General features: G+C 38.2%; 20 protein-coding genes. 19 read left to right on the top strand and 1 reads right to left on the bottom strand.

The features are described 5' to 3' along the window. Positions 1-60: 60 nt before the first annotated feature. Entirely contained in the window at positions 61-1635 is a 1575-nt protein-coding gene (locus OMU_RS06460; protein ID WP_016179164.1) for a ClC family H(+)/Cl(-) exchange transporter, read from the bottom strand. A gap of 152 nt (positions 1636-1787) precedes the next feature. On the opposite strand from OMU_RS06460, the gene pcrA reads away from it, so the two are divergent. The 19 genes from pcrA to murC all read left to right on the top strand — a co-directional run bounded on the left by pcrA (position 1788) and on the right by murC (position 22933). Then, positions 1788-4037, top strand: coding sequence for a DNA helicase PcrA (pcrA, locus tag OMU_RS06455; protein WP_016179163.1), 2250 nt, complete (start codon positions 1788-1790; stop codon positions 4035-4037). Positions 4038-4068: 31 nt separating this feature from the next. Then, positions 4069-6087 (top strand): NAD-dependent DNA ligase LigA, encoded by a 2019-nt coding sequence (ligA, locus tag OMU_RS06450; RefSeq protein WP_048719898.1) that lies wholly within the window; start codon positions 4069-4071, stop codon positions 6085-6087. Between the two features lie 195 nt (positions 6088-6282). After that, positions 6283-6588, top strand: coding sequence for an Asp-tRNA(Asn)/Glu-tRNA(Gln) amidotransferase subunit GatC (gene gatC / locus OMU_RS06445; RefSeq protein ID WP_010744987.1), 306 nt, complete (start codon positions 6283-6285; stop codon positions 6586-6588). Further along, the gene (gene gatA / locus OMU_RS06440) at positions 6588-8057 is read left to right on the top strand and encodes an Asp-tRNA(Asn)/Glu-tRNA(Gln) amidotransferase subunit GatA (RefSeq protein ID WP_016179161.1); all 1470 of its coding nucleotides are present in this window, start codon (positions 6588-6590) and stop codon (positions 8055-8057) included. Before gatC ends, gatA begins: the two co-directional genes overlap by 1 nt. Next, complete coding sequence (gene gatB, locus OMU_RS06435; RefSeq protein WP_016179160.1) at positions 8057-9487, top strand: Asp-tRNA(Asn)/Glu-tRNA(Gln) amidotransferase subunit GatB; 1431 nt, start codon at positions 8057-8059, stop codon at positions 9485-9487. Before gatA ends, gatB begins: the two co-directional genes overlap by 1 nt. 13 nt (positions 9488-9500) lie before the next feature. Next, the gene (locus tag OMU_RS06430; RefSeq protein WP_016179159.1) at positions 9501-10511 is read left to right on the top strand and encodes a diacylglycerol kinase; all 1011 of its coding nucleotides are present in this window, start codon (positions 9501-9503) and stop codon (positions 10509-10511) included. 160 nt (positions 10512-10671) lie between these two features. Further along, positions 10672-12036: a 23S rRNA (uracil(1939)-C(5))-methyltransferase RlmD gene (gene rlmD / locus OMU_RS06425; RefSeq protein ID WP_016179158.1), complete on the top strand. Its 1365-nt coding sequence runs from the start codon at positions 10672-10674 to the stop codon at positions 12034-12036. Positions 12037-12039: 3 nt separating this feature from the next. Next, positions 12040-12168 (top strand): hypothetical protein, encoded by a 129-nt coding sequence (locus OMU_RS23890; protein ID WP_016179157.1) that lies wholly within the window; start codon positions 12040-12042, stop codon positions 12166-12168. Positions 12169-12191: 23 nt separating this feature from the next. Then, on the top strand, positions 12192-12605 hold the full coding sequence (locus OMU_RS06415) for a hypothetical protein (RefSeq protein WP_171030591.1): 414 nt from the start codon (positions 12192-12194) through the stop codon (positions 12603-12605). Positions 12606-12655: 50 nt separating this feature from the next. After that, positions 12656-13324: a 2,3-bisphosphoglycerate-dependent phosphoglycerate mutase gene (locus OMU_RS06410; RefSeq protein ID WP_016179155.1), complete on the top strand. Its 669-nt coding sequence runs from the start codon at positions 12656-12658 to the stop codon at positions 13322-13324. Positions 13325-13354: 30 nt separating this feature from the next. After that, a complete protein-coding gene (locus OMU_RS06405) occupies positions 13355-13960 on the top strand; it encodes an HAD-IA family hydrolase (protein WP_016179154.1) in 606 nt (201 codons plus the stop codon). An 84-nt stretch (positions 13961-14044) separates the two neighbouring features. After that, positions 14045-14428 (top strand): DUF1149 family protein, encoded by a 384-nt coding sequence (locus OMU_RS06400; protein WP_016179153.1) that lies wholly within the window; start codon positions 14045-14047, stop codon positions 14426-14428. Between the two features lie 269 nt (positions 14429-14697). After that, positions 14698-16089: an L-cystine transporter gene (locus OMU_RS06395; protein WP_016179152.1), complete on the top strand. Its 1392-nt coding sequence runs from the start codon at positions 14698-14700 to the stop codon at positions 16087-16089. 198 nt (positions 16090-16287) lie between these two features. Next, complete coding sequence (locus tag OMU_RS06390; protein WP_016179151.1) at positions 16288-16659, top strand: VOC family protein; 372 nt, start codon at positions 16288-16290, stop codon at positions 16657-16659. Between the two features lie 28 nt (positions 16660-16687). After that, complete coding sequence (locus tag OMU_RS06385; RefSeq protein WP_016179150.1) at positions 16688-17416, top strand: metallophosphoesterase family protein; 729 nt, start codon at positions 16688-16690, stop codon at positions 17414-17416. 321 nt (positions 17417-17737) lie between these two features. After that, a complete protein-coding gene (locus OMU_RS06380; RefSeq protein WP_016179149.1) occupies positions 17738-18634 on the top strand; it encodes a DMT family transporter in 897 nt (298 codons plus the stop codon). Between the two features lie 239 nt (positions 18635-18873). After that, positions 18874-21054: a Tex family protein gene (locus OMU_RS06375; RefSeq protein WP_016179148.1), complete on the top strand. Its 2181-nt coding sequence runs from the start codon at positions 18874-18876 to the stop codon at positions 21052-21054. Beyond that, entirely contained in the window at positions 21047-21496 is a 450-nt protein-coding gene (locus OMU_RS06370; protein WP_016179147.1) for a SprT family protein, read from the top strand. The genes OMU_RS06375 and OMU_RS06370 overlap by 8 nt, the downstream gene beginning before the upstream one ends. A gap of 102 nt (positions 21497-21598) precedes the next feature. Beyond that, positions 21599-22933 (top strand): UDP-N-acetylmuramate--L-alanine ligase, encoded by a 1335-nt coding sequence (gene murC, locus OMU_RS06365; RefSeq protein ID WP_016179146.1) that lies wholly within the window; start codon positions 21599-21601, stop codon positions 22931-22933. Positions 22934-22993: the final 60 nt, after the last annotated feature.

Genomic DNA, 22993 nt, shown 5'->3' with positions numbered 1-22993 from the left:
TCCATATGGGATAGTTTTATGATAATTCGCTTTTTTTATTAGTATTCTCAAAAAATACGATTAGTCTTTGATCTTTTTATCTTGTATTTTTGCAATCGCTGCATCAGAACGTTCGCGAATCTGTGTTTTGATTTTTTTAGTGTAACCCTCGTCTGTCAGGATCATTAGTAAATCACCGACTTTCATGACTGTATCTCCATGAGTGAGTATCTCAGAAGAGCCACGTCTAATCGAAATCAACAGCATTTCTTTTGGCCAATTAAAATCGCGAACCATTGTGCCATCTAACGTACTTTCGGCAGTCACCGGGAATTCGATGATTGTTTTATTTCCGGTAATACTTGGCAGATGCCCGTTTAATAAACGTTCAAGCAATGATTCATAGATAGGATTACCACCTAACAAATCGTTGATGACATATGCAGTTAAAGAACAAACCGCTAGTGGCATTAAATGAGTAATATTTCCCACCATTTCAGTCACAAGAATAATTGCCGTTAAGGGCGCCTTGCCAATAGCGGTAAAATATCCCGCCATCGCAAAAATTGCAAAATCTCTGATCAGCATCGGGTCCATTCCGAACCATCGATGCAGGATAGTTCCATAAATTGCCCCAATCAAAGCACCTAACGTCAGAATTGGTAAAAAAATACCGCCTGGAAGATTCGCGCCGTAAGAAACCATTGAAAAAATAAATCGTAAAACGAATAATGATATTAAAACAATCAGCGGAAAAACTTGTTCACCAATTGATAACACAATTTGATTCCCACCACCCAAATAATGGGGGAAAAAAAGTGCAATTGGAATAATCAATAAAAATGGGATAATGCCATACAGATGTTCTGGCAAATGGCTGCGTTTATAAAGTTGTGGCAAAGATAAAAGCACAACTTGATACACATACCCCAGAATACCTAAAATAATTCCCAAAAGAATTAATAAACCATAGTATTTCAAAGGTAACGAAGGAACATTAGCAATAAACAAAACCGGCTTTAAGCCGAAAAAGTTCAAGGAAATTAAATTTGCGGTCAATGCTGCTGTTAGAGAAGTCAACCAAATCAAAGGAGAAAAATGATGATGGACCTCTTCAATCACAAATAACAGTCCAGCAATCGGGGCATTAAAAGCAGCTCCTAAGCCTGCAGCAGCTCCACTAGAAATAAAAATCTTTTTTTCAGAGGTAGATGCCTTTGTATACTCACTGAAACCTTGACCTACCATCGCACCTAACTGGATTGAAGGACCTTCGCGACCTAAGAATAATCCTGAACCTACTGAAAGAACGCCACCAACAAATTTTTTCCATAGAACTGAAAACCACTTCAGCTTAATCTCCCCCTGAAGCGTGCCTTCAACCTGGGGAATTCCGCTTCCTTTAATATTGGGTTCTGATTTAATCAAACTGCCAACAATAAAGGCGCAAACCAACATAATTAAAGCCCAAGGGATAATCCAAACCGGATTTCCGCGAAGCCAAAGATAAAGTGTGACCATGTGTTCCATCATTTCTTCTATCAGTAAGCGAAACAAACTGACAATGATTCCTGCGATTGCTCCAATCAGAATACCTTTCAATATAAAAATTACTTTTGTACTATCTAAACGTTTGATTTCATGTTCGTTTTTCATGATTTCCTCCCATATCCTTATTAAATTTAACGCGCTTTTCTGAGAAATACAAGGATGAATCAATGAATTCGCTTTTTTAAAATGTTGCTAGTGTCGCGAAACTTTCTGAGATGCTATAATAAAAAAGATTGAATAAAGAAAGGACGTTTTGCATGCCAAACAAACAGGAGTTGTTAGCAGGACTAAACCCTAAGCAAAAAGAAGCGGTGCTTCATACCGAAGGACCGTTATTGATTATGGCGGGAGCAGGGAGTGGAAAGACGCGAGTTTTGACACATCGAATTGCTTATTTAATAGAAGAAAAAAACGTGAATCCATGGAACATATTAGCGATTACCTTTACCAATAAAGCAGCACGAGAGATGAAGGAACGGGTAAGCGGGATTTTAGGAAAAGGCGGAGAAGATGTTTGGGTTTCAACTTTTCATTCCATGTGTGTACGTATTTTACGTCGTGATGTCGATGCGATTGGTTATGATCGGAACTTTACAATTTTAGATAGCTCAGATCAATTAACATTGATGAAACGAATTTTAAAAGAACTAAATATCGACCCTAAAAAATATGATCCACGTTCGATTTTAGGAAGTATCAGCAATGCAAAAAATGAATTGTTGACACCAGAAACGTATGCTGAACGTCAAGGTTCTTTTTTTGAAGAAATCGTTGCCCGTTGTTATGATGCCTATCAAAAGGCATTGCGAAATAACCAGAGTATGGATTTCGACGACTTGATCATGAATACGATTCGATTATTTGAGGATAACGATGAAGTTTTAACGTATTATCAAAATAAATTTCATTATTTACACGTAGATGAGTATCAAGATACTAACCATGCCCAATATACATTGGTTAATATGTTGGCTGCGCGTTTCCGTAATCTATGTGTAGTCGGTGATGCTGATCAAAGTATCTACGGTTGGCGTGGTGCGGATATGCAAAACATCTTAGACTTTGAGAAAGATTATAATGATGCAACCGTTATTTTATTAGAACAAAATTACCGTTCAACTAAAAGTATTTTAGATGCCGCCAATCAAGTAATCAAAAATAACAGTAATCGTCGAGATAAGAACCTTTGGACGGACAATCAGGCAGGAGAACAAATTACTTATTATCGTGCGGATAGTGAACGTGACGAGGCGCAATTCATCATCAGTAAAATCAAAGAAGAAATTCAAACCAATAATCGCAGTTACAATGATTTTGCAGTTCTTTATCGAACAAATGCGCAATCACGGGTAATTGAAGATACGTTAGTTAAGTCTAATGTGCCTTATACAATGGTTGGTGGTCATAAGTTCTATGATCGTAAAGAAATAAAAGATATCATCGCCTATTTAAATATCATTAACAACCCGAGAGATGGTGTCAGCTTTGAACGAGTAATCAATACACCAAAACGGGGAATTGGTGCTGCTTCAGTTGAGAAGTTACGAAATTTTGCAGCGATGCATGACTGGTCGATGGTTGAAGCGGCACAAAATGTCGACTTAGCAAATATTTCCGGCAAAGCTGGGCGGATGATCGGCGAATTCGGTACAATGATTACGCAATTCCAGGAAATGGTCGCTTATTTACCAGTAACAGATATAGTTGATCAAGTTTTAGAGCGGACAGGATACTTAGATGAATTAAAGAATCAGAGAACTTTAGAAGCGGAATCCCGTCTTGAGAATTTGGAAGAATTTCGAACAGTTACAAAAGAATTTGATAAACGAAATGAAGTACAGGATGATGAAGAAGCAGATGCGCCAGAAGAAAAACTTGCTGTTTTCTTAAACGATTTAGCTTTGGTTTCAGATTTGGATGATTATCAAGAAGAGAGTGCACAAGTAACCTTGATGACATTACATGCAGCCAAAGGGTTAGAGTTTCCAATCGTCTTTCTAATTGGCATGGAAGAAAAAATATTTCCACTCTCTCGTTCATTGATGGAAGAGTCCGAATTAGAAGAAGAACGCCGCTTGGCTTACGTAGGAATTACTCGCGCCGAAGAAAGCTTGTATTTAACAAATGCTTTTTCTCGGACGCTTTATGGAAAAACACAATACAATCAGCCTTCACGTTTTGTTGCTGAAATTGATGATAGCCTGTTGAATTCAGTGGGAATGCAGCCACAACCTAAAGCTACATTCAACAATCCATTTACTTCAAATCCAAATGCCATGAAGCCTAAGTACCAGCATGCAACAAGACAACCGATGACGAATAAGACAGCATCTGGCGGAGAAAATGAGAATTGGAATCCTGGGGATAAAGTTCAACATAAAAAATGGGGAACTGGCACAGTTGTAAAAGTTAGCGGCAACGCAAAAGATGTAGAGTTAGATATTGCATTTCCACAGCAAGGTGTCAAACGTCTACTGGCAGCCTTTGCGCCAATTCAAAAAGTATAAGTAATAATTAGGAGGGATCTTCTTGGAACCAATGACTTTTCAAGCAGCGGAAAAGCGTTCAGCAGAGCTTCGCGACGAATTGAATCAATATGCGTATGAATACTACGTGCAAGATCAGCCTTCGGTGGAGGATTTTGTTTACGATAAAAAATATCAAGAATTAGTAGAGCTCGAAACAGAATATCCTGATTTAATCACACCTGAGTCGCCTACTCAACGTGTCGGTGGAAAGGTATTAGAAGGCTTTGAAAAAGTTGTTCACGATATTCCTTTATATAGTTTAAATGATGTCTTTAGTAAGGAAGAATTGATGGCCTTTGACGAGCGAGTCAAAAAAGCTATTGGACATCCAGTTTCCTATTGTGTGGAGTTAAAAATTGATGGACTTTCAATCTCATTAAAATACGAGAACGGAGTCTTTGTTCAAGGGGCAACTCGCGGAGATGGAACAGTTGGTGAGAATATTACTGAAAACCTGAAAACGGTCAAATCAATTCCCTTACGCTTAAAGGAACCGTTGACGATCGAAGTTCGGGGAGAATGTTACATGCCGAAAGCTTCATTTATCAAACTGAATCAGCAGCGAGAAGAAGATGGAAAAGAGGTCTTTGCAAATCCTCGGAATGCAGCAGCAGGGAGCTTACGCCAACTAGACACTCGTATCGCCGCCCAACGAAATTTAAGTACTTTTTTATATACTTTAGCAGATTTTGGTCCGTTAGAATCAACTACTCAGGATCATGCGCTAAATGAGATGTCCCGGCTAGGCTTTCGAACAAATCCTGAACATCAGGTCTGCGAGACGATTGACGAAGTCTGGGAATATATTGAAAAATTTCATGAGATGAGAGATCAATTATCATATGAAATTGATGGAATTGTCATCAAGGTGAATGAGTTTACTCTACAAGATGAATTAGGTTTTACGGTGAAGGCGCCAAGATGGGCAACCGCCTATAAATTCCCGCCTGAAGAAGCGCAAACAACGCTATTAGACATTGATTGGACCATTGGACGAACGGGTGTATTGACGCCAACGGCAATCATGGAACCAGTGCGTTTAGCTGGAACAACAGTAGGACGAGCAAGCTTGCATAATAGTGACTACATTGAGAAAAAAGATATTCGGTTGAAAGATACAATTTTAGTCTATAAAGCTGGTGATATAATTCCAGAAGTTGCGCAAGTTATTTTAGAAAAACGTCCAAATAACAGCGAACCCTATCCAGTACCAACACATTGTCCAATTTGTGGAAGCGAACTAGTCCATTTAGATGAAGAGGTTGCGTTGCGCTGTATCAATCCAAAATGTCCAGCACAAATTAAAGAAGGCTTGAGTCATTTTGTCTCCCGGAATGCCATGAATATTGAAGGTCTGGGACCGCGTGTATTAGCGCAAATGTTCGATAAAGGGTTGGTTTCTGATGTTGCGGATCTTTATTCGCTAGAAAAAGAGCAATTACTGACATTGGACAAGATTAAGGATAAATCAGCTGAAAATATTTTGCAGGCGATTGATGCTAGTCGGGAAAATTCTGTTGAACGTTTGATCTTTGGACTAGGGATTCGTCATGTTGGCGCGAAAGCAGCAGGAATATTAGCTGAGCATTTCGGCAGTCTTGAAGCTATTAGTAAGGCTAACAAAGATGAAATTGTTAGTCTGAATACAATTGGCGAAACGATTGCTGACAGCCTGGTGACCTACTTTGAAAACGAAGAAGTTCATGAATTAATGCAAGAATTAGCTGATAGAGGAGTAAATCTTGAATACAAAGGAATTCGTGCGAGTCAATTAGCAGAAATCGAATCGCCTTTTAAAGATAAAACGATTGTCCTGACTGGCAAGCTTGTCGATTACACAAGGGAAGACGCAAAAGAAAAAATTCAAAATCTAGGTGGTAAGGTTACCGGCAGCGTTTCTAAAAAAACGGATATTGTAGTTGCTGGTGAAGATGCCGGAAGCAAGTTGACCAAAGCACAAAGTTTAGGAATTGAAATTTGGAATGAAAAACAAATGATTCAAGCAATCGAAGAAAGTCACACAGACTAGACAAATTTGTCTAGAAGCTTGTTGACGTTTCGATTAACGAACAGGTATTATAAAAAGACGTTAAAGCTATTAGAATGACTCTATTTTCAAATTTTTTGAATTGAACAATTTTTCAAAAAATTTCAAGAAAAAACCGTGAATTCTAACAGAGATATGATAAAATGATTGAAAATTGACAAATGAAAGAGGGATATTATGGCAATCAATGAAGAACAAGTAAAACATGTCGCGAAACTTGCGAAGCTTTCTTTTTCAGATGATGAATTGACCGGTTTTACGGATCAATTAGGCAAAATAATCGACATGGTCGAACAACTTGGGGAAGTTGATACAGAAGGCGTGCCATTTACTTCCAATGTATTAGAAACAATCAATGTTATGCGTGAAGACGTAGCTGATGAAGGCTGGTCACGCGATGAGTTAATGAAAAATGTTCCGGAAAGCGAAGATGGATTCATCAAGGTTCCGGCTATCATTGACAACGGAGAGGCTGGTGCATAATGGAAAAATTATACGATAAATCAATTGAAGAATTACACAGTCTGTTAGTTTCAAAAGAAATTACAGCCACTGATTTAACAAGTGAAACCTTTGCTCGCATCAAAGAAACAGAAAAGGACATTGATGCTTTCATTACTTTAAATGAAGAAAAAGCGATGGAAATGGCAAAAGCCATTGATATTAAAGGAATTACCAATGACAATGCATTGGCTGGTATTCCAATCGGAATCAAAGACAACATTGTAACGAAAGGGCTTTTGACAACAGCCGCATCTAAAATTTTATCGAATTTTGATCCTATTTATGATGCAACTGTTATGGAAAAAGTTTACAGTTCAGATTTGATTCCAGTCGGAAAATTGAATATGGACGAGTTTGCTATGGGAAGCTCAAGTGAAACATCTTACTTTAAGAAAACAAAAAATGCTTGGGATCAAACAAAGGTTCCTGGTGGATCTTCAGGTGGTTCTGCAGCAGCTGTTGCTGCAGGCGAAGTTCCTGTTTCATTGGGTAGCGATACGGGCGGAAGTATCCGCCAACCGGCGGCATTCAATGGTGTCGTTGGTATGAAACCAACTTATGGTCGCGTATCTCGTTTTGGATTGATCGCGTTTGCATCTTCGTTAGACCAAATAGGACCATTTACGCGTACGGTTAAAGACAATGCCTTGGCTCTGAATGCTATTAGTGGCTATGATCCAAAGGATGGTACTTCTGCTGGAGTATCTGTGCCTGATTTTTCTGCTGGCTTAACAGGCGACATTAAGGGAATGAAGATTGCCTTACCAAAAGAATTCATGGCTGAAGGTATCGAACCTGGCGTTAAAGCGGCGATCACGAAAGCGGTCGAAACCTTTAAAGCATTAGGTGCGACGGTTGAAGAAGTCAGCTTACCACATTCAAAATATGGCGTAGAAGTGTACTATATCATCGCTTCCTCTGAAGCAAGCTCAAATCTGCAACGTTTTGACGGTATCCGTTATGGGTTCCGTTCAGAAGATGTCCAAAACTTGGAAGATGTGTACGTAAACACTCGTACAGAAGGTTTCGGCGATGAAGTTAAGCGTCGGATCATGTTAGGAACATTCTCTCTTTCTGCGGGCTATTATGATGCTTACTTTAAGAAGGCTGGGCAAGTACGGACATTGATCAAACAAGACTTCGATAAAGTCTTTGCTGATTACGATTTAATCATTGGACCAACATCACCAACTGTTGCCTTTGGTATTGGTGAAAATATCGATGATCCAATCACAATGTATCTAAATGATATCTTAACAATTCCTGTAAACCTTGCTGGACTACCAGGTATGTCTGTACCTGCAGGTTTCTCAGAAGGATTGCCAGTTGGATTGCAAATCATCGGAAAACATTTCGACGAATCAACTATGTATAAAGCGGCTTATGCATTTGAACAAGCAACAGATTTCCATAAGCAAAAACCAGTGATTTTAGGGGGGGACAAATAATGAACTTAGAGACAGTCATTGGGCTAGAAGTCCATGTAGAATTAAAAACAAACTCTAAAATCTTTTCACCTGCGCCCGCTCACTTTGGTGCAGAAGCAAATACGAATACCAATATTATTGACTGGGGTTACCCTGGTGTTTTGCCAGTCATGAATAAAGCAGCAATCGAATTTGGGATGAAAGCCGCATTGGCTTTAAACTGTGAAATCTCAAAGAATATGCATTTTGATAGAAAGAACTACTTCTATCCGGACAACCCAAAAGCTTATCAAATCTCGCAATTTGATGAGCCGATTGGCCATGATGGTTGGATCGAAATCGATGTGAATGGTAAAAAGAAAAAAATTCGCATTGAACGTGTTCACTTGGAAGAAGATGCTGGTAAGAATATGCATGGTATCGGCGGCTACTCTTATGTCGATTTAAACCGTCAAGGAACACCGTTGATCGAGATTGTTTCTGAAGCGGATATGCGTTCGCCTGAAGAAGCCAATGCTTATTTGGAAGCCTTACGCTCAATTATCCAATTTACTGGCGTCAGCGATGTGAAGATGGAAGAAGGTTCAATGCGTTGCGATGCGAATATTTCTTTGCGTCCTTATGGGCAAGAAGAATTTGGTACAAAAACGGAATTGAAAAACTTGAACTCCATTAGTTTTGTCAAAAAAGGGTTGACCTTTGAAGTACAACGTCAAACAAAAGTTTTGCTTTCTGGTGGAACGATTCAGCAAGAAACTCGACGTTACGATGAAGGAACGAACAAGACAATCTTGATGCGTGTGAAAGAAGGATCAAGTGACTACCGTTATTTCCCAGAACCAGATATTCCGCGTTTCGAAATCGACGACGCATGGATTGAAAAGGTTCGTGAAACATTGCCTGAAATGCCAGCAGCTCGTCGTGAACGCTATGTAAATGACCTAGGTTTACCAGAGTACGATTCAATGGTCTTAACTATGAGTCGTGAGATGTCTGATTTCTTTGAAGATACTTTGAAAGAAGGCGCGGATGCGAAACAAGCCTCTAACTGGTTAATGGGTGAGGTTTCTGCATACTTGAATAGTGAAAAACTAGAATTAGCGGATACGAAATTAACGCCGAATAATTTAGCTGGTATGATTACATTAATCGCAGATGGTACGATTAGTTCTAAGATCGCCAAAAAAGTTTTCCGTGAATTAATCCAAAATGGTGGAGATGCAAAAGAGGTAGTTGAAGCTAAAGGTTTAGTACAGCTTTCTGATCCAGCCCAATTATTGCCAATGATCAATGAAGTACTTGATAATAACGAACAATCCGTTGAAGACTTTAAGAATGGTAAAGATCGCGCCGTTGGTTTCTTAGTTGGACAAATTATGAAAGCAACTAAAGGAAAAGCGAATCCAGGAGTAGTCAACAAGTTACTTCAAGAGGAATTAGCGAAACGTTAGAGGGAGCTCGATCATGAGAAAAGCACGACTGATTTATAATCCAGTATCTGGAAAAGAAATCATGCGCACTAATTTGGCGGATATTTTAGATGCTATTGAGAAAGCAGGTTATGAAGCAAGTGCCTTTGCTACGACTCCCGAGCCTGATTCAGCTAAAAATGAAGCAACCCGTGCCGCAAAGGCTGGTTTTGAGCTAGTTGTCGCAGCAGGAGGAGACGGGACCATTAATGAAGTTGTAAATGGGATTGCCGGCTTAAAAGAACGTCCTAAAATGGCAATTATCCCGGCTGGAACAACAAATGACTATGCACGAGCACTAAAAATTCCTCGCAGCAACGTTAAAGCTGCTGCTGAGGTTATTCAAAAGCAGCAAACTGTTAAAATGGATATCGGCAAAGCTGCGGATACTTACTTCATCAATATTGCAGCAGGCGGTTCATTAACCGAGTTAACCTATGAGGTTCCTTCTGAATTGAAGAGTATTTTTGGTTATTTAGCGTATTTGGCTAAAGGTGCAGAAATGCTTCCGCGAATCAAACCGACTAAAATGCGTCTGGTTTATGAAGGTGGAGAATATGAAGGCAATGCTTCAATGTTTTTCTTAGGCTTAACGAATTCGATCGGCGGTTTTGAAACGATTGCGCCAGATGCAAAGTTGGATGATGGGAAATTTTCACTAATTGTTGTGAAAACAGCAAATCTTTTTGAAATTGTCCGCTTGATTACGTTAGTATTGAATGGTGGTAAACACGTGAACGATTCAAAAGTTTTGTACGTGAAAACCAGTTTTCTAGATGCCAGCTTAATAGATACTGACAAAAAAATGATGATCAATTTGGATGGGGAATACGGTGGCGATGCACCAATGCGCTTTGAAAATCTACATCAGCACATTGAGTTTTATGCGAACACGGATGAGATTGACGATGCGGCTATCTTAGGACCTGATAATGAAAAAAGAGAAGCAGGGATCGAACTCGTTAAGGAATACGAGAAGATTCAAGACGAAGATACAGAAGAATAATTTTAAAAAACAATCTCGCTTCAGTTTGGCGGGATTGTTTTTTTCGGTAAATAAATCCTTCCATTCTTACAAAAGTCTTAAGGGAGATATAGCAGGCGTTGCCTTGCTTTTTCTAATAGAATTCATTAGAATAAGTGAATCAGCCTTAAAGGAGAATAACATGACCACAGTAGAAAAAAATCAAACATATACCGTTACAATCGATGACTTGTCGCATGAAGGGTTAGGTGTTGCTCACATTGACGGATATCCACTTTTTATCGAAAATGCTTTACCTGAGGAAGAAATGACAGTCAAAGTGGTTAAAGTCGGTAAAAAATTTGGGTATGGTAAAGTGATCGAACGATTTAACGCAAATCCAGAACGCCAAGAAGTGAAGGATCAGGATTTATTAAGAAGTGGTATTGCACCTTTAAGCCATATGACTTATAGCTATCAATTACGTTTTAAGCAGCAACAAGTGGAAAAGGTTCTAAAAACAATCGCAAAACTGCCAGAGCTGAGCGTAGCCGCTACTTTAGGAATGGAAAATCCGATTGGTTATAGAAACAAAGCTCAGATTCCAGTTCAAAAAGTCGATAATCAGTTAATGACAGGTTTTTATCGTAAAAATTCTCATGTATTATTGCCGATTGAGGATTATTACATCCAAGACCCTAAAATTGACCAAGCGATTATTACAGTGCGAAATATCTTAAGACGTTTTAACGTAAAGGCTTATAATGAACGTGAAAACACAGGTTTTATTCGTCATATTGTCATCCGTCGAGGGCATTATAGCCATGAGATGATGGTGACACTAGTTACTCGAACAGAACGTTTCTTTAAGGGAACTGAAATTGCTGAAGTGATCAAAACAGAGTTACCGGAGGTTGTTTCAGTCATTCAGAACATCAATCCAGAAAAGACTAATGTGATCATGGGTCGGGAGGAAAAGGTCTTATTTGGTAAATCGACAATCAATGACACCTTGCTAGGTAAGGTTTATCAAATCTCTCCCCAATCATTCTATCAAGTAAATACAGAACAAACTGAGGTGTTATATCAAACTGCGATTGAATTCGCTGATTTGAATGCTGAAGACATTGTAGTTGATGCTTATTGTGGAATCGGAACAATCGGTTTATCCTTAGCTGAAAAAGTTAAGCATGTTTATGGTGTAGAAATTGTGCCACAAGCTATCGAAGATGCGAAAGCAAATGCTAAGAAAAATGGGATTGAAAATGCTAATTATGAAGTTGGTAAAGCTGAGAAAATTATGCCACGCTGGGCACGAGAAGGGATTGAACCCTCGGTGATTTTTGTTGATCCACCACGAAAAGGGTTGGATGAAAAATTTATTGAAGCATCCGTTGCTGTTAATCCTGAAAGAATTATTTATATTTCTTGTAATCCAGCTACGTTAGCTAGAGATTTGAGAAGATATGAAGACCTTGGTTACCATGCTGTGAAAGTTCAACCAGTAGATTTATTCCCACAAACATATCATGTAGAATCAGTAACGCTCCTTGTGAAGGCGGTGTAAAAAATGAATCAAAAAGAGAAAATGCTAGAGCTAATCAAACAGAAACAGGGTGGCGGTCGTTCTAAAAAGATGGCAACACCTAAAAATGATCGTAAAAATATGCGTAAAGGACCCAAAATTTTCAATAAGTAGGATCATAGAAAGGGGTAGTATCATTGGGGAATATTTGGATACAGCGATTGACCAAATTTTACCAAAAATATGCGTATTTAATGCGCGGACGTTATGGTAGATTGGATCAAATCAATAAAGCCTTACTCATTGTATGGGCTGTGATGATGATTTTTGACCGTTGGATTCCGTTTTACATTGGAAATATACTTGCAATTGCTGCTTTCGTGCTGGTTCTTTATCGTTTTTGTTCGAAAAAGATTTATCCGCGAAGCAATGAAAATCAAAAATTTATTCAGTGGCTTGCTCGTATGAAAGATTTCTTCAAAGGTAAAAATGGAACTTATCGTTATTTTAAATGTCCAGAGTGTAAACAAAAGATGCGTGCACCAAAAGGTCGTGGGAAAATCAAAGTGACCTGCAAGCATTGTCACACACAGTTTGTGAAAAAGGTCTAGTTTTTAAAACTAGGCTTTTTCTGTTATTCTTTTAGTGAGAAGGTGAAAAGATGAATTTAGTATTAGTCCGACATGGCGAAAGCGAAGCGAATTTTGAAAACTATTGGACTGGATGGCTGGATGTAGATTTGACTGAAAAAGGAATTGAGCAAGCCAAGACAGCTGGTAATAAGATTAAGAATCATGGATTACTGATTGATGTTGCTTTCGAATCAGTTTTAAAACGTTCGATTAAAACGGCTCAAATGATTTTGCAAGAAGCAGAAGCGAGTTTTGTTCCTGAATATAAGACGTGGCGCTTAAACGAACGTCACTATGGCGCATTAGTGGGAAAAAATAAAGATATCATTGCGGAGCATTTCGGTGCCCAACAAGTGAAAAAATGGCGAAGAGGCTTTGATGAAGTCCCTCCACTAGCCAAAGACAATCATTTTGATCGTCGATATAATCATTTGGACCCACGATTGATACCGACTGGAGAAAGTCTACACATGACTTCACAGAGAGTGCTTCCTTTGTGGCAAGATCAGATCGCGCCGAACTTACTTGATGAGAAGACTGTTTTAGTTTGCGGACATGGTAATAGTTTGCGTGCATTAGTTCAGTTTTTAGAAAATGTTCCTACTAATCAAGTAGATCAAATTGAGATTCCTAATGCTACGCCAATGATTTATACTTTCAACTCACAATTGAAAATTATACAAAAAGAAATTTTATAAAAACAGGATATTAACTTAGAAAGGCATGACATGAATTATATTTGGGATTTTGATGGCACATTATATGATACGTATCCAATCATGTTAAAAGCATTGATGGAAACTTTTAAAGAATTTGGGATCGAAAAAGATGAAAAAGAGGTTTATCAGAAAATCAAAACTGAATCAATCCGTCAAATGATTATGGATTGGCGTTTACCTGTACCAGATTTTGATCGAAAGTATCATAGTTATGAGGCTCAGAAAAATAGGAACTCTTTTCCTTTTAAGGAGACAAAGGAGACGTTGGAAAAACTGCAAAACATGGGTGGTAGACATTTTATTTTGACTCATCGTACTGTGGATTCAACCTGGCAATTACTAAAAAGAGACGGATTAGATTCGCTTATCGTTGATATCATTGGAAGTGATTCGAATTTTCCAAGGAAACCAGATCCAAGTGCAATTTATTATTTTATTGATAACTATCAATTAGAATCTGAAAAAACTGTGATGATTGGCGATCGCAAATTAGATATCGAAGCTGGAAATAATGCTGGTGTGCAAACAGTTTTTCTTGATTTGGATCATTTTAGCCAAGTTGTTAAGGCGACTTATTCTATAAATAATTTAAAAGAAATGGTACAAATTTTCTGAGTAGAAAGCTATAATTAGGAAAAGGCTATTAATGAGTAAGCTGTTTATTAAAAACATTATTTCAACTCGAGCGAGAGGTGTAAAATGAAGTTACAACGCGATCAGGAGGTCGTAGAATCATTTAACTACGGACTTCCTCCGAAAGATCAGGTAGTGAAACAAAAATTGCTGATTAATTTCAGTCCACTGGAAGCAACAGATCCTGGATATCCACCTGAAAATAGTATTATGGGGGTGCGGATCGAATTTGTTCTTCCATTTGAGGAATTTATTATTGGCGGAGTTCTTTCTCAAGTGATCCACGTGATTGGTCGTCAAGTCAAACAGCAAAATGATTTGACTGAAGCGGAAGCCAATGAGATGATCCGTCCAATACTAAGACTGATTGAACGTATGGTTTATGAAATAACTGAGATTGCGTTAGATAAACCAGGCGTTAAAATTAATTTTTCATCTAATACCATTTAAAAGGAACCCTACCTGAAACTGACACTTATTTTCCAATTAGTCGTCATTTTTTAAGGTAGAGGTCCTTTTGTATATGATTATGAAAATTTCTTTGAAACTATGCAAATTTCAGGACAGATTATTTTATCTGGGTTATAATTTAAAGGTCACTAAAATTTAGGAATCGCGCAACTATATTTTAGGGTATTTTGTTGAAGAACAAATACCGGGAACCTTTACTTCCTTTGACAGACTTGTCATTATAGAAAGCTATTTTAAGGAGGAATACAATGACAACTCTGTTCACTGTATTAGTGATTCTAGTATTCGTTGCGTTGCTTGTGGCTTTTTACCAAATGCAAAAAAGACATGTGAAATTTTCTAATCGCGTTTTTGCTGGATTAGGCGCCGGAATTGTTTTCGGCGGGGTTTTGCAATTACTTTTAGGTAATGGTAGCAAAGTGATTTCTCAAGCGATGGAATGGATTGGAATCGTTGGTAATGGTTATATTTCATTATTACAAATGTTAGTTATGCCTTTAGTATTTATTTCGATCGTTGGTGCCTTTACCAAAATGAAATCAAGCAAGAAGCTTGGAAAAATCAGTGCCAATGTTTTAGTTACATTATTGGCTACAACGGCAATCGCTGCTTTGATTGGGATTGTGGCTGTTATGGTCTTTGGACTAGATGGTGCGACATTTACTAAAGGAGCAGCTGAAACTGCTCGAATCAAAGAGTTGGCGGATCGTCAGTCAATGGTTCAAAACTTTTCAATTCCGCAACAGATTTTATCCTTCATCCCAACTAATGTCTTTGCTGATTTTGCGGGAACACGACCAACAAGTACAATTGGTGTGGTAATTTTTGCGGCTTTTGTAGGGATTGCCTTTTTAGGTGTTCGACGAAAAGCACCAAAAGAAGCGGAATTCTTTGCGAATTTGATTGAAAGCTTATATAAGGTTGTTATGCGTATCGTGACGCTAGTGTTACGTTTAACGCCATATGGTGTCTTTGCTTTGATGACAAATGTATTAGCAACCAGTGATTTTGAAGCAATTGTTAACTTAGGTAAGTTCATTTTAGCCTCTTATAGTGCATTGATCGTTGTTTTATTGGTTCATTCTATTATTCTGTTAGGTGTAAAAGTGAACCCAATCAACTTCTTTAAGAAGGCTTTCCCAGCATTGAGCTTCGCGTTTACTTCACGTTCAAGTGCGGGAACGTTGCCGATGAATATTGAAACACAAACCAAAGCGTTAGGTGTAGATGAAGCTACGGCTAACTTTGCAGGAAGCTTTGGTATCTCGATTGGTCAAAACGGTTGTGCTGGTGTGTATCCAGCAATGCTTGCGACAATCGTAGCACCTACAGTTGGTGTAAATGTTTTTGATTTGAAATTTATTGTGATGCTAATTGCTATCGTAACTATTAGTTCATTTGGCGTAGCTGGTGTCGGAGGCGGAGCAACTTTCGCTTCATTAATCGTTTTAGGTGCGATGAACTTACCAGTGGCGATCGTTGGTTTAGTAATCTCTGTGGAGCCGATGATTGATATGGCTCGTACCGCGGTTAATGTCAGTGGCAGTATGGTTGCTGGCGTCGTAACTAGTGAACGCATCCATGAATTAGACCGGGAAATTTTACATGATGAAAATGCTTCGATTGAAGTAAATTCTTAATATGAAAGGCTTGGCTGGCGCGACCAAGTCTTTTTTGCTACACTCAACTTGCTAGTCTAGCTAAATGACCGTAGTGCTTCAATGAAACCAGAACATTGGTTACCGAGAGATATTTTTTATTGGATTAGCATTAGAGGCCACTCTTTGATATATTGAGTGTATGTAGATTTAGAATATGTATTTTTTGGAGTGAATATTTTGTTTAACGAACAGGTAAAAGTAATTTTATATGCAAATGATGTACGTAAAGCTAGTAATTTTTGGCAAAGTTTAGGATTTGTCGAGATTAGTTTTGAAGAATTGGATGGTTCTCAAGTGGCAGAAGTAGCGATGAGTCAAAATAGTACGACACGTCTGGTAATCTACGATCGAGAATTTATTGAAAAAAATGATGATGAAGCAGCTGAGCCATCTCCCGCTTTAATTTTTGGAAGTGATGATGTTATGGCATTGTACAAAAAATTGCAGAAGGTGGATGTTCAATTAGGAGAGTTGGCTCAAATTGGCGAAGAGTTTTTATTCAATTTTGTTGATGCGGATGGAAATTATTTTGTAGTATCAGGTAATTAAAGCGTTCTTCAGTTAGGGGCGAACAAAGATGGAGCAGGTTTTTGTAATTGGTGATGTTCACGGGGAATACGATATGTTCAGATCAATCTTAAAAAATTTTCAGCCGGACGAACAGCAGTTGATCCTGATTGGAGATCTGAATGATCGAGGGCCCAAAAGTAAAGACTGTTGGCTTTTAGGAATGGAACTTGTAAAAAAATACCAAGCAATCTATTTAAGGGGAAACCATGAGCAATATTTTCTGGAGTTTATGAACAGTCCAGAAGATTGGTTTCCAAGTTATCTTTATAATGGTGGAAAAGAAACGATTGAAAGTTTGTTACATAAAGGCGCGACAGATGAATATTCACCGACTGAGATTGCTATGATGATCCGTAGTCGGTACAAAGATATGTTGAATTTTTTAGCGGAACGTCCATTCTATTATGAGTGGGGCAATTATGTCTTTGTTCATGCTGGAGTTGACTTGACAAAGGATTGGAAGGAAACCTCCCTGCAAGATTTCTTGTGGATTCGCGAACCGTTTCATGAAGGTAAAAACAATACAGGAAAAACAATTGTATTTGGTCATACTATTACACCAATGCTATATGGAGATATGCAAACGACAGCCCTTTGGCAATCTGATGGAAAAATCGGAGTTGATGGTGGAGCAGTCTTTGGCGGAACTCTGCACGGGGTGGTTTTTGATAAAAATGGCATTGTTCATGATTACGAAATCCCTAATACGGACGGACCATGGCAACCAGATTTTTAACGTTCAAAAAGATTCAACAATTATTGAAGTCACTATTTTGTATCATTGAAGAATAAAGTGAAGATCTCACTATTTAAGCTGAACGCTTCAAAACTTTCTAATTTAAAAGTTTTGAAGCGTTCGCTTTTTTTGATTTCAAAAATCCTTCTGGTCTCAGTATCATTTTTTTGTTAATTGCATTGCGCAATTCTTTACAAAATGTCATAGTGATTTAGTAGAGTCTTAATTAGTTTAGGATTAATATCGTACTAAGCAGGATTATGCTGTAGGGTTCTGTTATTTATAATTGTTAAAAATTGAGAAAGGAAATTCTTTTATACTATGTCAGATATTGTAAAAGGTCATTTATCCGCGAGTTTTACCGTTGTCATATGGGCGTTGACATTTATTTCTACTAAGGTGCTACTTGAGTTGTTTTTACCAATCGAAATTCTTTTCGTGCGATTTCTTATTGGTTTTCTTGTTTTAACAATAGTCTCACGTAAATTCTTGCCCTTTAAGAGCTGGCGAGAGGAACGGTATTACATAGTTGCTGGTTTATTTGGTGTTTTTTTATATTATTATTTAGAAAACGTCGCACTGACCTATACTTTAGCAATGAACGTCGGGATCATTGGTTCGGTTAGTCCTTTTATGACTGCCTTGATCAGCCGCTTTGTTTTGAAGCAAGGAATGATCCCGCGTGTTTTTATTTTAGGCTTTATTTGTTCAATGATTGGAATTTCATTGATCAGTCTTTCAGGAACACTGAATGTTAATCCGATTGGTGATGGCTTGGCTTTGGTGGCAACAATTTGCTGGGCTTCCTACTCTTTAATAGTGAAAAAAATTAGCGAGTTTGGTTATGGAACTATTGCTACAACACAGCGGATTTTTTTCTATGGTCTATTGTTTATGCTGCCAGTTTTAGTTATTACGCTGGATAAGTTCGATTTTTCTCGTTTTTTGCAAGTGGAAAGTTTGGGTAATCTTCTTTTCTTAGGCATTGGTGCTTCCGCTCTGTGCTTTGTAACTTGGAATTTTTCGGTCAAAAATCTTGGAGCAGTAAGAGCAGCAGTGTACATTTACACCATTCCAATGCTGACTACGATAGCTTCTGTTTTGATTTTGGGTGAGAGGTTGACGCTTAAAACGTTCATTGGAATTTTATTGACTTTGACAGGTTTGCTTTTATCAGAGCTGCCCAATTTTATACAGCAAAGAAAAAAAGAGAGTTAAAAGTGCTGATCCATAATTTTTTAGATATTTTGGTCAGCTCCTATTTACGAATAAACGGCGACGTATAAGCAGTGTCTGTAGAAATAAATCGGAATTTTGAGGAGTACTTTCAGAAAACCCTTCATATTTCTTGACGCTGAACGCATATGGGGACGTCCATTTTTTGCTTGAGATCAATAAGCAATCTTTCTTGAAATATGATAAAATAGATAAGATTTTGGATGAAATGAGGAATTGAAATGGCAGAGAATTTAAACCAGGAAATCATTCAACTACTGAATAAAGAATTAACGGATTATCGTCCGCAGCAGATCAATGTCGTTTTGACATTACTTACAGACGGAAATACGGTACCTTTCATTGCTCGTTATCGTAAAGAAATGACAGGCAGTTTAGATGAGGTACAGATTCGTGAAATCGAAGAACGTTACAATTATTTGGAAAACTTAGAAAAGCGTAAACAAGAAGTTTTACGACTAATTGACGAGCAAGGAAAATTAACAGACGAGTTAGCTAAGAAAATTCAACAAGCAGTTAAAGTTCAAAAGGTTGAAGATTTATATCGTCCATATAAGCAAAAACGTCGAACAAAAGCAACGATCGCTAAAGAAAACGGGTTAGAGCCTTTAGCCAATTATTTGGTGAGCTTTCCGCAATCTGGTGATGTCTATGCTAAAGCTGGCGAGTTTATAAATGAAAACATCGTCAATGCTGAGGAAGCTTTGCAAGGAGCACATGAGATTGTAGCCGAACAAATTAGCGATAATCCTGATTTTCGCACGTGGATTCGTTCGTATACGAAAAATAAAGGTGTGTATCAGAGCAAGGTCAAGGATGCCGATAAAGATGAAAAAGGTGTCTATGAAATGTACTATGATTTTGCTGAGCCAATCAACAAAATGGTTTCTCATCGTGTGTTAGCCTCCAATCGTGGTGAAAAAGAAGAGATTTTAAAAGTTTCAATCGTGGTCGAAGAAGAAAAAATCTATGAATATCTTGAACGTCAATTAGTGCAGAATACTCGAGCTGTCACTGCGGAGTTTGTTCGTGAAGCTTACAAAGATAGCTATAAACGATTCATCGGACCTGCGATTGAACGGGAGATTCGAAATGAATTGACGGAAGAGGCAGATGAACAAGCGATCAATATTTTCGGTGAAAATTTACGCAATTTACTATTGCAACCACCTTTAAAAGGAAAAGTCGTGCTGGGATTTGACCCAGCGTATCGTACTGGCTGTAAACTAGCTGTGGTAGATGAAACCGGAAAAGTTTTAGCGATTGAAGTGATTTATCCTCACAAGCCGGCTCCTCAGGCAAAACGACAAGCTGCTGGACCTGCATTTCAAGCGTTAATTAAAAAGTATAACGTTGAGATGGTTGCGATCGGCAATGGCACTGCAAGTCGTGAATCTGAATTATTCGTAGCTGAACAACTAAAACAAGTTCAACAAGAAGTCTTTTATGTGATCGTTAATGAAGCAGGAGCTTCTGTTTACTCAGCCAGCGACATTGCCCGGACAGAATTTCCTGAGCTGCAGGTTGAAGAACGAAGTGCAGTCAGCATCGCGCGTCGATTGCAAGATCCGCTGTCAGAATTAGTAAAAATCGATCCAAAAGCTGTTGGTGTTGGTCAATATCAGCATGATGTTTCTCAAAAACGTCTTTCTGAGCGTTTAGATTTTGTAGTAGAGACCGCGGTTAACCAAGTCGGAGTAAACGTCAATACGGCTAGTCCACAGCTATTACAGTATGCTTCTGGCTTAAACAAAACGACAGCGCAAAATATTGTTAACTATCGTGAAGAAAACGGTGCATTTACCTCGCGTCCGCAATTGAAAAAAGTTCCTCGCTTAGGACCAAAAGCTTACGAACAAGCTATCGGTTTTTTGCGAATTCCTGGAGCAAAGAATGTGTTAGATACAACTGCCATTCACCCAGAAAGCTACAATAGTGCAAAAGAAATTTTGGATCTTGCTGAGGTTGACCTAAAATTATTAGGTTCTGTGGAAGCCACAGAAAAAATCAAAGCATTACAGTTAAGTCAATTGCAGCAAAAGCTTGAAATTGGTAAGGAAACGATTAAGGATATCTTGCAAGCCTTGCTTCAACCAGGGCGAGATATGCGTGATGAAATGCCCGCTCCTTTATTACGTCAAGACGTATTGACGATGGAAGATTTAAAAGCGGGAATGGAGCTTCAAGGAACTGTTCGAAACGTGATTGATTTCGGAGCCTTTGTTGATATTGGAGTAAAACAGGACGGATTGGTCCACATTTCTAAATTGAGTAAAAAGTATGTAAAACATCCAACTGACGTAGTTTCGGTTGGTGACGTGGTGACTGTTTGGGTCGAAGCAGTTGATGTCAAAAAAGGACGTATCAGTTTGACAATGGTTCAAAGTGATAAAAATGACTAATCAGGAATTACAGGCTCTCGTCGAAAAGATCTCTCATGATTCTTTTCGACAACCCTTCCGTCATAATGCCCGCTTTAATCGTCGACTTAAAACGACAGGTGGACGCTATCATTTGAAAAGCCATGATTTAGATTTTAACCCGATTCTTTTTGAAAAATATGGTGAAGTGGAATTAATCAAAGTAATTAAGCACGAGCTTTGTCATTATCATCTTCATCTGGCAGGAAGAGGTTATCAGCACAAGGATCTGGAGTTTAAACAGCTGTTGAAAAAAACTGGCGGATCACGATTTGCTCCAAAACTTGTGGCAGTCACATTTCAAGTATATCAGTGTCGAAAATGCCATCAAGAAATTAAGCGCCGTCGAAAAATTGATACAAAACGATACGTTTGTGGAAGTTGTCATGGACAGCTAGAATTTTTGAAGACAATTGAATCATAGGAAGTGGCAAGGTAATCTGAAGAATAAAAGATTGCTATTTTTACGGATTTATATGATAATGTGAACCGCAAACAATTTTGTACATATAAGGAAGAGGATTAAATGAATAATAAAGAGATACTTTATCATTTTGTTGGAATCAAAGGATCAGGCATGAGTTCATTGGCTTTGGTCCTGCATGAAAAGGGCTACCATGTACAAGGCTCTGACGTTGAAAAATATTTTTTCACGCAACGTGATCTAGAAAAAGCCGGCATTACGATCTTGCCATTTAGTAAAGACAATATTAAGGAAGGCATGAAGATCATTCAAGGAAATGCCTTTCCAGATACCCATGAAGAAATCGCTCGGGCGAAAGAATTAGGATTAGAAATTGTTCGGTACCATGATTTTATCGGAGAATTTATTCAACCCTATACTAGTATTGCAGTAACAGGTTCGCATGGTAAAACAAGTACGACTGGATTGCTGGCGCATGTCTTAAACGGATTAGCGCCAACGAGTTACTTAATTGGTGATGGTACTGGACATGGTGTTCCAGATGCGACTTTCTTCGCCTTTGAAGCATGCGAATATCAACGACATTTCTTGGCATATGCGCCTGATTATTCAATCATGACAAATATTGACTTTGATCATCCTGATTATTTCAAGAGTATCGAGGATGTTTTTGAAGCCTTTCAAACCTTGGCTTCTCAAGTTAAAAAAGGAATTTTTGCTTATGGGGACGACGAATATTTACGTAAACTAAAAGCAGATGTACCGATTTATTATTATGGATTATCTGAAAACGATGATATTCAGGCACGCAATATTGTTCGGACAACAAATGGATCGGCCTTTGATGTTTACCATAAAGAAAAATTTATTGGGCGTTTTTCAGTTCCATCATTTGGTAAGCACAATATTCTTAATGCCTTGTCTGTTATTGCGGTTGCCTATTTTGAAGATTTAGATATGGACAAAGTTAAAGAAGAAATGTTGACTTTTTCTGGTGTTAAACGTCGTTTTACTGAGAAAAAGGTTGCTGATATGATTATCGTTGATGATTATGCACACCATCCAGCTGAGATCAAAGCAACGATTGATGCTGCTCGTCAAAAATATCCGGAAAAAGAATTGGTTGCTGTTTTCCAACCACATACATTTACTCGGACAATTGCTTTGATGGACGAGTTTGCTGAGGCCCTGGACAAAGCCGATCAAGTTTATCTGTGCGATATTTTTTCATCTGCTCGTGAAACGGCAGGGGATGTAAAAATAGAAGATTTAGGTGAAAAGATTCAAAAGGGTGGACAAGTAATCAAAGAAGAAAACATGTCGCCTTTATTGGATCATGAAAATGCCGTCGTAATTTTTATGGGCGCTGGAGATGTTCAAAAGTTTGAACGTGCATACGAAGATTTATTAAGTAATACGACACGCAACGTATTATAATATAAAAGAAGGGTTCAGACATTTTTTGTCAGAGCCCTTCTTTTAACAAATCTGGCGAAA

Source organism: Enterococcus avium ATCC 14025 (assembly GCF_000406965.1).
GTDB lineage: Bacteria > Bacillota > Bacilli > Lactobacillales > Enterococcaceae > Enterococcus_A > Enterococcus_A avium.
This window is presented reverse-complemented; position numbering and strand designations above follow the sequence as displayed.

Bases quoted from the DNA above. Each gene is read 5' to 3' on its own strand.
- OMU_RS06380 (WP_016179149.1), top strand. From the start codon at position 17,738: ATGTCAGATATTGTAAAAGGTCATTTATCCGCGAGTTTTACCGTTGTC.
- OMU_RS06395 (WP_016179152.1), top strand. From the start codon at position 14,698: ATGACAACTCTGTTCACTGTATTAGTGATTCTAGTATTCGTTGCGTTG.
- OMU_RS06375 (WP_016179148.1), top strand. From the start codon at position 18,874: ATGGCAGAGAATTTAAACCAGGAAATCATTCAACTACTGAATAAAGAA.
- OMU_RS06405 (WP_016179154.1), top strand. From the start codon at position 13,355: ATGAATTATATTTGGGATTTTGATGGCACATTATATGATACGTATCCA.
- OMU_RS06385 (WP_016179150.1), top strand. From the start codon at position 16,688: ATGGAGCAGGTTTTTGTAATTGGTGATGTTCACGGGGAATACGATATG.
- OMU_RS23890 (WP_016179157.1), top strand. From the start codon at position 12,040: ATGAATCAAAAAGAGAAAATGCTAGAGCTAATCAAACAGAAACAGGGT.
- OMU_RS06460 (WP_016179164.1), bottom strand. From the start codon at position 1,635: ATGAAAAACGAACATGAAATCAAACGTTTAGATAGTACAAAAGTAATT.
- OMU_RS06430 (WP_016179159.1), top strand. From the start codon at position 9,501: ATGAGAAAAGCACGACTGATTTATAATCCAGTATCTGGAAAAGAAATC.
- gatB (WP_016179160.1), top strand. From the start codon at position 8,057: ATGAACTTAGAGACAGTCATTGGGCTAGAAGTCCATGTAGAATTAAAA.
- gatC (WP_010744987.1), top strand. From the start codon at position 6,283: ATGGCAATCAATGAAGAACAAGTAAAACATGTCGCGAAACTTGCGAAG.
- ligA (WP_048719898.1), top strand. From the start codon at position 4,069: ATGACTTTTCAAGCAGCGGAAAAGCGTTCAGCAGAGCTTCGCGACGAA.
- murC (WP_016179146.1), top strand. From the start codon at position 21,599: ATGAATAATAAAGAGATACTTTATCATTTTGTTGGAATCAAAGGATCA.
- OMU_RS06410 (WP_016179155.1), top strand. From the start codon at position 12,656: ATGAATTTAGTATTAGTCCGACATGGCGAAAGCGAAGCGAATTTTGAA.
- OMU_RS06370 (WP_016179147.1), top strand. From the start codon at position 21,047: ATGACTAATCAGGAATTACAGGCTCTCGTCGAAAAGATCTCTCATGAT.
- gatA (WP_016179161.1), top strand. From the start codon at position 6,588: ATGGAAAAATTATACGATAAATCAATTGAAGAATTACACAGTCTGTTA.
- rlmD (WP_016179158.1), top strand. From the start codon at position 10,672: ATGACCACAGTAGAAAAAAATCAAACATATACCGTTACAATCGATGAC.
- pcrA (WP_016179163.1), top strand. From the start codon at position 1,788: ATGCCAAACAAACAGGAGTTGTTAGCAGGACTAAACCCTAAGCAAAAA.
- OMU_RS06400 (WP_016179153.1), top strand. From the start codon at position 14,045: ATGAAGTTACAACGCGATCAGGAGGTCGTAGAATCATTTAACTACGGA.